Origin of the sequence: Streptomyces sp. OR43, from assembly GCF_008042275.1 — a bacterium.
Taxonomy (GTDB): domain Bacteria; phylum Actinomycetota; class Actinomycetes; order Streptomycetales; family Streptomycetaceae; genus Streptomyces.
The window spans coordinates 2,011,462-2,023,326 of the sequence record NZ_RDBK01000043.1; the positions used below are offsets into that span (position 1 = coordinate 2,011,462).

12 protein-coding genes are annotated in these 11,865 nt (G+C 72.4%); 7 read left to right on the forward strand and 5 right to left on the reverse strand.

Annotation, left to right across the window (positions count from 1 at the left end; translation table 11 throughout):
• Positions 1–302: 302 nt before the first annotated feature.
• Positions 303–878 carry a SigE family RNA polymerase sigma factor gene (locus tag EAO72_RS27865; RefSeq protein ID WP_148019926.1) on the forward strand — a complete coding sequence of 192 codons (576 nt, stop codon included), beginning with the start codon at positions 303–305 and terminating at the stop codon, positions 876–878.
• The gene (locus EAO72_RS27870) at positions 875–2,209 is read left to right on the forward strand and encodes a hypothetical protein (protein ID WP_261991654.1); all 1,335 of its coding nucleotides are present in this window, start codon (positions 875–877) and stop codon (positions 2,207–2,209) included. The genes EAO72_RS27865 and EAO72_RS27870 overlap by 4 nt, the downstream gene beginning before the upstream one ends.
• Before the next feature lie 158 nt (positions 2,210–2,367).
• Here EAO72_RS27870 and EAO72_RS27875 read toward each other — a convergent pair whose 3' ends face one another.
• Complete coding sequence (locus EAO72_RS27875) at positions 2,368–3,222, reverse strand: SURF1 family protein (RefSeq protein ID WP_148019927.1); 855 nt, start codon at positions 3,220–3,222, stop codon at positions 2,368–2,370.
• Between the two features lie 77 nt (positions 3,223–3,299).
• Positions 3,300–5,144: a S9 family peptidase gene (locus EAO72_RS27880; RefSeq protein WP_410090511.1), complete on the reverse strand. Its 1,845-nt coding sequence runs from the start codon at positions 5,142–5,144 to the stop codon at positions 3,300–3,302.
• 143 nt (positions 5,145–5,287) lie between these two features.
• Here EAO72_RS27880 and EAO72_RS27890 point away from each other — a divergent pair, with 143 nt between their 5' ends.
• Positions 5,288–6,118: a class I SAM-dependent methyltransferase gene (locus EAO72_RS27890; protein WP_148019929.1), complete on the forward strand. Its 831-nt coding sequence runs from the start codon at positions 5,288–5,290 to the stop codon at positions 6,116–6,118.
• A gap of 93 nt (positions 6,119–6,211) precedes the next feature.
• Complete coding sequence (locus EAO72_RS27895) at positions 6,212–6,625, forward strand: nuclear transport factor 2 family protein (RefSeq protein WP_148019930.1); 414 nt, start codon at positions 6,212–6,214, stop codon at positions 6,623–6,625.
• Positions 6,626–6,745: 120 nt separating this feature from the next.
• Here the strand turns inward: EAO72_RS27895 and EAO72_RS27900 are convergent, their stop codons facing one another.
• Positions 6,746–7,540, reverse strand: coding sequence for an SGNH/GDSL hydrolase family protein (locus EAO72_RS27900; RefSeq protein WP_148019931.1), 795 nt, complete (start codon positions 7,538–7,540; stop codon positions 6,746–6,748).
• A 268-nt stretch (positions 7,541–7,808) separates the two neighbouring features.
• Positions 7,809–9,005 carry a cobalt-precorrin-5B (C(1))-methyltransferase gene (locus tag EAO72_RS27905; RefSeq protein ID WP_148019932.1) on the reverse strand — a complete coding sequence of 399 codons (1,197 nt, stop codon included), beginning with the start codon at positions 9,003–9,005 and terminating at the stop codon, positions 7,809–7,811.
• 11 nt (positions 9,006–9,016) lie between these two features.
• Here EAO72_RS27905 and EAO72_RS27910 point away from each other — a divergent pair, with 11 nt between their 5' ends.
• Positions 9,017–9,772 carry a cobalt-precorrin-6A reductase gene (locus EAO72_RS27910; RefSeq protein ID WP_148019933.1) on the forward strand — a complete coding sequence of 252 codons (756 nt, stop codon included), beginning with the start codon at positions 9,017–9,019 and terminating at the stop codon, positions 9,770–9,772.
• Between the two features lie 12 nt (positions 9,773–9,784).
• On the opposite strand, the gene EAO72_RS27915 is transcribed toward EAO72_RS27910, so the two are convergent.
• Positions 9,785–10,411, reverse strand: coding sequence for a precorrin-8X methylmutase (locus EAO72_RS27915; RefSeq protein WP_148019934.1), 627 nt, complete (start codon positions 10,409–10,411; stop codon positions 9,785–9,787).
• Between the two features lie 231 nt (positions 10,412–10,642).
• On the opposite strand from EAO72_RS27915, the gene EAO72_RS27920 reads away from it, so the two are divergent.
• Both EAO72_RS27920 and EAO72_RS27925 read left to right on the forward strand, forming a co-directional pair.
• Positions 10,643–10,831 (forward strand): hypothetical protein, encoded by a 189-nt coding sequence (locus EAO72_RS27920; RefSeq protein WP_148019935.1) that lies wholly within the window; start codon positions 10,643–10,645, stop codon positions 10,829–10,831.
• On the forward strand, positions 10,828–11,859 hold the full coding sequence (locus tag EAO72_RS27925; protein WP_148019936.1) for a LacI family DNA-binding transcriptional regulator: 1,032 nt from the start codon (positions 10,828–10,830) through the stop codon (positions 11,857–11,859). Before EAO72_RS27920 ends, EAO72_RS27925 begins: the two co-directional genes overlap by 4 nt.
• Positions 11,860–11,865 lie beyond the last annotated feature (6 nt).

Sequence of the window (11,865 nt, forward strand, 5' to 3'; positions counted from 1 at the left end):
TCTTGAGCTGGGGTATCGCGGTGGCCGACGATGACCTTTCGGCCCGTCGCAACCGCCGGCCGGCCGACAGGCGTCTCAGCGGTCACTTCTTGCGCGGCGGGGCGCACATTCGGGGCATTTGGGGAAGATCGGGTACGTATGAGGGCTTATCGCATGGAGCCAAACGCGGTGCCGTATGCGTACAACCCTGACGGGGGGAAACGTGTCCAACTGGCGTGGCAGAGGTTCTCGATATCACAGTGGTGGGCCCCCTGCGCGGCGCTTCGGTGCGACCGCTCAGACGGCCCCGCGCGTCCGGTGGTATGCCGGTGATCGCGCCCATGCCCGCAACGCGCGCCGCGGGGCTGCCGTCGCAGCGCGAGGGCGCTGAGGAGAGCGTGGCAGCCGGAACCACCGTCGACCACCTCACCGAGACCTACCGCGCCCACTACCGTTCGCTGCTCGGCCTCGCCGCCCTGCTGCTGGACGACACGGCGTCCTGTGAGGACGTCGTGCAGGAGGCGTTCATCCGCGTCCACTCGGCGCGCAACCGGGTACGCGAGCCCGAGAAGACGCTCGCGTACCTGCGTCAGACCGTCGTCAACCTCTCCCGCTCCGCGCTGCGCCGGCGCATCCTCGGGCTGAAGCTGCTCTCCAAGCCCATGCCGGACATGGCGAGCGCGGAGGAGGGGGCCTATGACCAACTGGAGCGGGACGCGCTGATCAAGGCGATGCGGGGGCTGCAACGGCGCCAGCGGGAGGTGCTGGTGCTGCGCTACTTCGCGGACATGACCGAGGCGCAGGTCGCCGAGACGCTGGGGATATCCCTGGGCTCGGTGAAGGCGTACGGCTCCCGCGGCATCGCGGCGCTGCGCGTGGTGATGGAGGCGCAGGCATGAGCGGGCGTCACGACGACGATCACCTGCGCGGCAATGAGAACAGCACCGAGAACGGCAACGAGAACAGCAACGAGAACAGCAACGAGAACGAGAACGGGAACAGGCGCCGGTCTGCCCGCGGACATCGGAATGACCGGACTGGAAACGGAATTGTGAACCACGGGCCGGAGAACACTCCGCACAGGGACGGCGACTCGGGCCAGGAAGCGCCTCCGGGCGCTGACGGCGTCGTTTCCGGTCCGGTCGGTCCGGTCGGTCCGGTCGGTCCGTTCGGTCCGGGCCCGGGCTCACTCGGCGGCGACCTCCTCGACGAGGCCGCGCTGCGCCGGATGATGCGCGGCGCCGTGCAGGGCCTCGAACCGAGCGACGGCACCCTCGACCACCTGTACCGCGCGGTGCCCGCCCGCCGTGCGCGGCGCCGCCAGGCGCTCGTCGGGGTGGCCGCGGCCGCCCTGCTCATCGGTACCGCGGTCCCCGCCTTCGTCCATGTGGCCGGCTCCGAGGGCTCCAGCACCGCCAGCCCCGCCATCGCCGGTCACGGTGAGCAGGCGCAGGGCGGCAACGGCGAGGAGCCCGGCGCGGAATCCGGCAACGGGGGCGGCACCGGCGGCAGCGACGGTCAGCAGAGCGGGACACAGGGCCTGCCGGACAGCACGGCGACGCCCTCCGACAGCAGCGGTCAGGGCGCGGACGAGGAGACGAACGGCGGCTCCGCGGACGATCCTTCCGCCAGTGCGCAGGCCGTCATGCCGGCCTGCGCCCCGGACCAGCTGGGGGTCGCCTCGGCGAGCACCGGCGCGGTGGGTGCCGACGGCACGGTGTACGGGACCTTCCGCATCGCCAACGTGTCCGGCAAGGACTGCTCGGTGAGCAGCGGCGGCACGGTGGGCTTCGCGGCGGCGGGTGCGGCCGACCCGGCGAGGATCGTGGTCGTCCGGCACACGCAGGGGGACCCGGCGTCCGGACTGCCCGATCCCGCGCAGGAGGAGGCGAGCATGCTCCTGAAGCCGGCCATGGTCTACGAGGTGCAGTTCGCCTGGGTGCCCCAGGAGACCTGTCCGACCACCGGCGGCTCACCCTCCCCGACGCCCACGGACGGAGCGGCCGGCACTACCGGCGGCGCGACCGGGGCGACGACGGGCAGCGCGACCGGGGACGGCGAAGCGGGTACGGAGACACAGCTCGGCAGCGACGAGGGCGACGGCGCGGCCAAGGGCACCGTGTCCGTGATGCACACACCGGAGCCGGGGGCGCCGATCGCCGAGACGACGATCGCCAACGCCTGCGCGGGCACGATCTACCGCACGGGCGTGCTGGCACCGCCTTCTTAGGGGCGGGGCGTGGCCCGGCCCGCCGGAGCCGCCCGGCACCGCGTGGCCCGGCTCGCCGACGCGCCCGGTGCCTCGTGTCTCCGCGTGTCGCCGGGGCGCGCGGGCGGGTCAGTTCGCCGGGGCGCGCGGGCGGGTCAGCTGGCCGGGGCGCGGGCGGGTCAGCCGGCCGGGGTGTCCTCGTCGGCGACGAGGCCGAGCTTCAGGTCCCGGGCCGCTTCGGCCTCGCGCCGGAGCAGCCGGAACCACATGAAGACGACGAACGCGGCGAAGACGAACCACTCGCCCGTGTAGCCGAGGTTCTGGAACGCCTTCAGGTCGAGCCCGCTGCCCTCCGGCGCGGCGGCCGGCACGGGACGCAGTCCGGCGCCGCCCTTTCCCGGTGAGTCGGTGAGGGCGGCATCGGCGGTCCCGGACGCACCCGTCCCCGACGCACCCGTGCGGGCGCCGGTGTCCTGGAGGGTCACCCAGGCGTCGTAGACGTCGTACTGGACGAGGTTGACCAGCGAGGCGGCGCTGATCATGCCGACCTGCCCGTCGGGGAGGCCGCCCTTCGCGTCGACGCCGTCCGTCCCCGTGTTCTCCGAGGCCTGGAGGTCGCCGGTCACGGTGACCCGGCCGGCCGGTGCGGCCGGCACCGGGGTCTGTCCGGCCTTCCCGGGCAGCCAGCCGCGTACCACCGGCAGGGCCTTGCCGCTGTCGGTGCGCAGCATGTCCAGCACGTAGAAGCCACTGCGGTCGCCCAGCTTCCGGCCGGGCACCAGGAACTGATCGGCGTACCGGCCGCTCGCGGTCGCGGGGCGGCCGGAGGTCACCGTGTCGACGGGCAGCAGCTCGTCGAGCGGCTCGGCGGCCATCGAGCCGGGGGCGGGCTGCTTCTCGGCGGCCTCGTGCGTCTGCACGCGGTCCTCGAAGCGGCCGAGCTGCCAGGTGCCCATGAACACGCAGAACGGGATGGCCAGCACGACGAAGAGGTTGATCCCCCACCATCGCGGGGTCAGCAGGAACCGGTACACCCCTCCACGGTACGGTCCCCGCTCCGGCCCCCCGGAGCTGGGGCACCCCGTACACCGCCCTTTATCCGGCCCCTACGTCACCGTTGGGCGGCCTCGGCCGGGTCTCCGAGGTGGCGCCGGGCGAAGTCGAGTTCCAGGCGCACCTGCTTGATGCGCTCCTCCACGACGAGCGAGCCGTGGCCCGCGTCGTACCGGTAGACCTCGTGCACGGCGTCGCGGCCCTTCAGCCGGTCGACGTAGTTCTCCACCTGGCGGATCGGGCAGCGCGGATCGTTGACGCCCGCCGAGATGTAGACAGGGGCCCGCACGGCGTCGACATAGGTGAGGGGAGAGGATGCCTCGAACCGCTCGGGCACCTCTTCCGGGGTCCCGCCCAGCAGCGTGCGGTCCATGGCCTTCAGGGCCTCCATCTCGTCGTGGTACGCCGTGACGTAGTCCGCGACCGGGACCGCGGCCAGGCCCACGGCCCAGTCGCCGGGCTGGGTGCCGAGACCGAGCAGCGTCAGATAACCGCCCCACGAGCCGCCGGCCAGCACCAGTTTCGCCGGGTCCGCGAGGCCAGACTTGACCGACCACTCCCGCACCGCCGCGATGTCCTCCAGCTCGATCAGCCCGACCCGGTGCTTGAGCGCGTCCGTCCACGCCCGCCCGTAGCCGGTCGATCCGCGGTAGTTGACCCGGACGACCGCGTAGCCGTGGTCCACCCAGGCGGCGGGTCCCGCCGCGAAGGCGTCGCTGTCGTGCCAGGTCGGTCCGCCGTGGATCTCGAAGACCGTCGGGAACGGGCCCTCGGCCGGAGCGGCCGGGCGCTGGACGAGCGCGTGGATGCGGCCTCCGGGCCCGTCCACCCACACGTCCTCGACCGGGACGGACACCGGAGCCTTCGCGCCGGGCGGATCGAGCACCACCGCACCGGTGGTGGAGCGGACGACGGGCGGTTCGGCGGCCGACGACCACAGGTACTCCACGGTGCCGTCCGGCCGGGCCGTGGCGCCCGAGACCGTGCCCGCGGGCGTCTCCACCCGCGTCAGGGTCCCGTCGGCCGTGGCCGGTCCGTACCGCCAGAGCTCGCTGCGGGCCTCGAAGCCGTGCTCGACGAGCAGCGCGGAGCCGTCCGGATACCACTCGGCGCCGACATCGCCGGGCAGCTCGATGGCGAGGTCCGTCTCCGTGCCCGCCACCGGGTCCCAGATCATCGGCTCCCAGCGGCCGCGCCGCTGGTGCCCGACCAGCAGCCGGGTGTCCCCGGCGACCGGTGCGAAGCCGAGGACCGTGAGGCCGAGCTCCTTCGTGCCGCCCTCGGTGTCGTCCAGCTCCGCGACCGCGGTGCCGTCGGGCCGGACCACGCGCAGCGCGGAGTGCATCGCGTCACCGTGCTCGGTGTGCTCCAGCGCGATCAGCGATCCGTCGTGCGACAGGTCGCCGACCCCCGCCGACTCACGGTGGCGGTAGATCTCCACGGGCGCCGCCCCGGGCCGTACGACGTGGACCGTGGTGCCGTCCTCGTCCGTCGAACGGCCGATCACGGCGGTCCCGTCGCGTCCGATGGCGAGCCCGGCCGGGTAGGAGGGGCCGAGACCGGGAGCCGCGGGCTCGTCCGCCGCTCCCTCGCTCCCGGCGCTGAACGGCTGGCGCATCCACACCCCGAACTCGTCCCCGTCGGTGTCGCTGAACCACCACACGGCTTCGCCGTCCGGCGTCAGCACGCCGTCCGTCGTCCCGTTCGGCCGGTCGGTCACCTGACGCTGTCCGCCCGTCGACCGGTCCCATGCGTACAGCTCGTACGTCCCCGTCGCGTTGGAGACGAACAGCGCGCGGTCCGGCGCGTCCTCCGCCCAGTCGGGCAGCGACACCCGGGGAGCCCGGAAGCGCTGCTCCCACGCCGGGGCGGAATCGTCTCTCGAACCAGTGGTCTCAGTCATGCCCTCCATTCTGCGCCGGACGGCCGACAATTCGTTCGCGTCGCCCGCAGCCTGTGGATAACCTCGCCGGCATGGCTGCTCCGATACCCGCCGACAAGCCTGCTCCGGTACCCGCCGACGTGCCTGCTCCAGTACCTCCCGACATGCCTGCTCCCCTTCCCGCCGACTGGCGCGAGGCCAACCGCGCGTTGTGGGATGAGCGTGTGCCCATCCATACCGAAAGCGACTTCTACGACCTGGACTCCTTCCGCGCGGGCAAGGAGGCCCTGCGGGACTTCGAGCTGTCGGAGGTCGGGGACGTGACCGGCCGGACGCTGCTGCACCTGCAGTGCCACATCGGTGTCGACACCCTGTCCTGGGCCCGGCACGGCGCCGCGCAGGTCGTCGGCCTCGACTTCTCCGAACCGGCCGTCGAGACCGCCCGCGCGCTCGCCCAGGAGCTGGGCATGGGTCCGGACCGGGCGGCGTTCGTCGCCGCCGACGTCTACGACGCGGCCCAGGCGGTGCCGGACGACGCGTACGACATCGTCTACACGGGCATCGGAGCGCTGAACTGGCTGCCCGACATCGACCGCTGGGCCGAGACGGCGGCCTCCCTCGTCGCACCCGGCGGGTTCCTCTACCTGGCGGAGTTCCATCCGCTCACCGACTGCCTCGACGACGCGACCGGTTCGCGCGTCGTGCACGACTACTTCTCCCGCGAGGCGTGGGTGGATGAGACACCGGGCACGTACGCGGACTTCGACGCGCCGACCGTCAACAACCGCAGCGTCGAGTGGCAGCACCCGGTGGGCCGTGTGGTCTCCGCGCTGGCCGAGGCGGGCCTGCGGATCGAGTTCCTGCACGAGCACGACGCCTCGCTCTTCGCGCGGTTCCCGGTGCTGGAGCACGGATCGGACGGCTACTACCGCTTCCCGGCGGACCGGCCGCGGATTCCGCTGATGTACTCGGTCAAGGCGAGCCGGCCGGCCTGACCGGGTGGCTGCCGATAGCGCAACGGGCCGGTCGGCGGCAGCCGTTCGCCGGGGCCGGGCCGATTGTCAGTGGTCGGGTCCAGACTCGGGACCATGACCACGACTGCTGATTCGACTGCTGATCCGACGGCTGATCTGCGCGCCACGGTCGAGAGGTACTGGACCGCGGCCGACGTCCGTGACTGGGACACCTTCGCGGCGACACTCGCCGACGAGGTGCTGTACGACCTGCCGCAGACCCGCGAGCGCATTCGCGGCAAGGAGCGGTACATGGCGTTCAACCGGGAGTACCCGGGGGACTGGCGGGTGCGTGTCGAGCGGGTCGTGGCCGACGGCGGCGGGCGGCAGGCCGCTGCCCGGACGCTGGTCACGGACAACGGGCAGGAGTCGCACGCCGTCCACTTCTTCACCTTCGACGCGCAGGGGCGGATCTGCGGGATCACCGACTTCTGGCCCGAGCCGTACGAGCCCCCGGCAGGCCGGGAGCACTTGGTGGAGCGGTACTGACGAGCGGGACTGACGAGCGTCCTGAGTGGGGATGGGAATCGAGCGGTACGCACGGACGCGGCACCTCTTCGGAGCCGGGAACTCCGAAGCGATGCCGCGCCCGGTACAACCGTGCCGAGCCTATGCGACCGAGCGGAAGGCGGGCAGATAGCCGCCCAGCTGGCCGGAGTCCCTGGGGTGGTACGAGTTGTAGACGGGGATCGTGACGCTGTGGAGCCACGGGCTGCCGGAGCACAGCTCGTGCCCGGTGAACTCGTCGACGACGCTGGAGAAGGTGAATCCGGCGTTCGCCGCCTGCTTGGCGATGACGCCGTTCAGTACGTCGGAGGCGTTGTTGATGGCGGTGCGCTCCTTCTCCGTGAGACCGGCGATGCAGTTGCCGCCGATCTTGTAGAAGCGCGGGTAGCCCAGCACCACGACGTGTGCCTGCGGGGCCTTGGAGTGGATCGAGGTGTAGAGCGAACCCAGCCGGGACGGCAGCGTGTTGTTCATCTGACCGACGGCCGTGCTGACAGCGGAGAGGCAGGCGGCCTCGCCGGACAGCACGCAGTCCTGCATGACATCGGCGAAGCCGACATCGTTGCCGCCCGCGGTGACGCTGACGAGCGAGGTGGACGAGCTCAGCGAGCCGAGCTGGCTGCTCGCCACGGAGCTCGTGGTGGCGCCCGAACAGGCGACGAAGGCGAAGGACGAAGGGGAGTTCGCCGCCGCCCACAGGTAGGGGTAGGACTTGGTGCTGCGACGGCAGTCGCCGCTGTCGGACAGATAGCTTCCGGCGCCGACGCCGGACGAGTACGAGTCGCCCAGGGCGACGTACCCGCCGGCGGCGGCCGAGGCCGGCTGGGCCATGCCGAGAGCGGCGGCTGCGGCGAGGAGCAGCGTGGACGCGGATGCCCAGAATCTCCGTACTGACATAGCTGTCAGCCCTCCGAAGTGTGGGGGGTGGGTGGGGGATTGATGAAGCGTCACCTGTTGTAGCAGCTCCCGGTACCCGCCGGTAATGGCTGCGCGAGAACGTGCCGGATTTGCCCGAATGATCATTCGGTGGTCGTAGCTCCGCGCGTAGATAAACCTGTAACTGGCCCTGAAACCAAGGTTTGAGGACCATCTGGTCATCACTTCGGAGGTGGCGGCGGAAGGGTCCTGCGAGGGGAAGGGCGATGGGGCAACGCCGGACGGTGCCTCAGCGCACCGTGCTGCGCCCGACCACCGCGCCTGCCCGGTCGATGCAGATGACGTCGACGGCGACCGGTGCGCCCCGCAGCACCGTCAGCGCCTCGTCCCGCGCCGCCGAGGCCACCAGGTCCCCGAGCGGGATACCGCGCGCGAGGCAGGAATGGAGCGCCGCAAGCCCCGTGTTGGCCGCGGCCACCTCGGCGGCCAGGGCCTCGTCCGCCCCGCCCCGCCGGGCCAGTGCGGCCAGGAACGACGGATCCACCTGGGAGCGTGCGGAGTGCAGGTCCAGATGGCCGGCGGCGAGCTTCGACAGCTTGGCGAACCCTCCGCAGACGGTGAGCCGCTCCACCGGATGACGGCGCACGTACTTGAGTACCGCGCCCGCGAAGTCACCCATGTCCAGGAGGGCGATCTCCGGCAGCCCGTACTCGGCCACCACGGTCTTCTCCGAGGTGGAACCGGTGCAGCCCGCCACATGGGTCTGCCCGTCGGCCAGCGCCACGTCCACGCCGCGCCGGATCGAGTCGATCCACGCCGAGCAGGAGTACGGCACCACGACCCCGGTTGTGCCGAGGATCGAGAGCCCGCCCAGGATGCCCAGACGCGGATTCCAGGTGGAGCGGGCGATCTCCTCGCCGTCGTCCACCGAGAGCGTGATCTCCACATCACCCGCGCCCCCGTGCGCCGCCGCGACCCGCTCGACGTGCTCGCGCATCATCCGGCGCGGCACCGGGTTCACCGCGGGCTCGCCGACATCGAGCGGCAGGCCGGGCAGCGTCACGGTGCCCACGCCCGGACCGGCCCGGAACACCACGCCCGAGCCGGGCGGCAGCGGTCGCACGGTGGCCCGGACGAGCGCCCCGTGCGTGACGTCGGGGTCATCGCCCGCGTCCTTGACGATGCCGGCCGTGGCCCGCCCGTCGTGCAGCTCCTCGACCGCGAGCGCGAAGGCGGGGGTCTGCCCGCCGGGCAGGGTGATGGTCACCGGGTCCGGGAAGTCGCCGGTCAGCAGGGCCGTGTACGCGGCCGTGGTGGCCGCGGTCGCACAGGCCCCGGTGGTCCAGCCCGGCCGCAGACCCGTGTGCTTGAGTTGGGCGCTGCGCCCGCCCGATGCCCCACTCGAGCGGCGCCCGCCCGACGCCTCATCCTTACTGCCCCGGCCCGACGCCTCATCCTTGCCTCGCCCGCCCGACGCCTCACCCATGGAGGGATCCGATGCACGTGCTCGTACTCGGCGGCACGACGGAGGCCCGTCGGCTGGCCGGGCTGCTGGTGGCGGAGCTGCCCGAAGGGGCCGGGGTGACGAGTTCGCTGGCCGGCCGTGTGGCCGGGCCGAGGCTGCCGCCCGGGGAGGTGCGCATCGGGGGCTTCGGCGGAGCCGGGGGCCTGGCCGCATGGCTGCGTACGCACCGGGTGGATGCGCTCATCGACGCCACCCATCCTTTCGCCGGGACGATCAGTTTCCACGCGGCCGCCGGTGCCGCTGCCGCCCATGTTCCTCTCCTCGCTCTGCGCCGCCCCGGCTGGGTGCCCGGCGCGGGCGACGACTGGCACCCGGTCGCCTCCCTGGAGGAGGCGGCGGCGGTGCTCCCGGCCCTCGGCCGGCGCGTGTTCCTGACGACGGGGCGCCTCGGCCTGGCCTCCTTCGCCGGGCTGGACGGGCTGTGGTTCCTGTCGCGGTCGGTGGACGCCCCCGAACCGCCGTACCCCGCCCGCATGGAGACGCTGCGGGACCGGGGACCGTTCACCCTCGACGGCGAGCGCGAGCTGATCCGCCGCCACCGCGTCGACGTCCTCGTCACCAAGGACAGCGGAGGCGCCGCCACAGCCCCCAAACTCGCCGCGGCCCGCGAGGCACGGATCCCGGTGGTCGTGGTGCGCCGGCCCCCGGTCCCGGAAGGCGTGGCGGTGGCGGGCACGCCGGAAGAAGCCGTCAGCTGGCTGCGCTCCCGGCTCGGCCACCGGGGCTGACCGGTCGTCGGCTCACTCCTCCTCGGAGGCCAGGGCGTTGATTGCCGAGGCCGCCATCGCGCTGCCACCGCGCCGGCCCCGCACGATCAGGTGAGCGAGGCCCGACGGGTGCGCGGCCAGGGCGTCCTTGGACTCGGCGGCGCCGACGAAACCGACCGGCACACCGATGACGGCGGCGGGCCGCGGTGCCCCCTCCTCGATCAGTTCGAGCAGCCGGAACAGCGCGGTGGGCGCGTTCCCGACGGCGACGACCGCACCGTCCAGCCGGTCCCGCCACAGCTCCAGCGCGGCGGCGCTGCGGGTCGTGCCGAGCTCCGCCGCGAGACCGGGAACGGCCGGGTCGGACAGGGTGCACACCACCTCGTTGTCCGCGGGCAGCCGCCGCCGGGTGATGCCGCTGGCCACCATCGCCACGTCGCACAGGATCGGCGCGCCGCCCCGCAGCGCCGTACGGGCGCGGCTCACCACGTCCGGGGTGAAGGCGAGATCGCGGACCAGGTCGACCATCCCGCAGGCGTGGATCATCCGGACCGCGACCTGGCTCACATCGGCCGGCAGCCCCGTCAGATCGGCCTCGGCCCGGATGGTGGCGAAGGACTGGCGATAGATGGCCGGTCCGTCCTTCTCGTACTGGTGCACAGTGCTGTCGCTCTCTTCACGTGGCTGCCTTCTCGGCCCGGCGCGGACGCCGGGGCGGCCGTACGGGCCCGACCGAGGCTATCCACTGGGCCGGCGGCCCCCGCACAGACGTCCCGGGCGCCCGAAGGGGCGAATCCTTTCGTCACCATGGACAAGGACGGCGTCTGCCCGCGGCCGGAGTGCGACGTCACGGTGGAAGCAGTGGCGGGCAAGGGAGATACAGTCGGCGTCGTGGTAAGTGAGCACACTCTGCTGAGAGACCTCCTCCTTCGGACCGACCACCTCGCCCCGCACGCCGCGGCCGGGCAGGGCCTGCGGACGCCGCTGCCCGGCGAGCAGGCCCGGTTCCGCGTGACCGGCTGTGGTTCCGTGGACGGGAAGAGGGCGCGGACTGCCCGCGTCTGCGCGGACGCGAGGTGAACAGTCCCGCACGTGTGACCATCAAGGACGTCGCCGCCCGCGCAGGCGTGTCCAAGGGCGCCGTCTCGCTCGCGTTCAACCAGAAACCGGGCGTCTCGGACGTCACCCGCCGGAGGATCTTCGAGGCCGCGAAGGAACTGGGCTGGGCCCCGAACCTCACCGCGCGCAGCCTCTCCAGCCAGAAGGTCGACATCATCGGCCTGGCCCTGTGCCGTCCCGCCCGGCTGCTCGGCCTCGAACCGTTCTACATGGACTTCATCTCCGGCATAGAGAGCGTTCTCGCCGAACGGTCGTACTCGCTGCTCCTGAGGCTGGTGCGGGATCTCGACGAGGAGACCGAGCAGTACAAGTCCTGGTGGCGCAGCCAGACGATCGCCGGTGCCATCCTGGTCGACTTCCACGAGAACGATCCGAGGGTCGCGTCGCTGCAGCCCATCGGGCTGCCGGCGGTGGCCGTCGGCCATCCTTCCCTCACCGGCTCGTTTCCCGCGGTGTGGACCGACGACGCCACGGCCGCGGCCGAGGCCGTCCGCTATCTGGCGGCGCTCGGCCACCGGCGCATCGCCCGCGTCGGCGGCCCGGTCGGGCTCGGCCACAGCACCATCCGGGCCACCGCCTTCGCGTCCACGATGCGGGAGCTGGGGCTGGACGAGGGCCGCCAGATAGCGACCGGCTTCGACGGGAGCGAGGGGGCCAGGGCCACCCGCTCCCTCCTGATGTCGGCCGACCGTCCGACGGCCATCGTCTACGACAACGACATCATGGCCGTGGCGGGAGCGGGGGTCGCCGCGGAGATGGGCTTCGCGGTCCCCGACGACGTGTCGCTGCTCGCCTGGGACGACTCGCAGCTGTGCCGGATCACCCATCCCACGCTGTCGGCCATGAGCCACGACGTGCACAGCTTCGGCGCGCAGGTGGCCCGCACTCTGTTCGCCGTCATAGAGGGTGAGCACACCGGTTCCGTACAGGTTCCGACCCCGTCCCTCACACCGCGCGGTTCCACCGCACAGGCACCCGCCCGGAACTGAGAACGG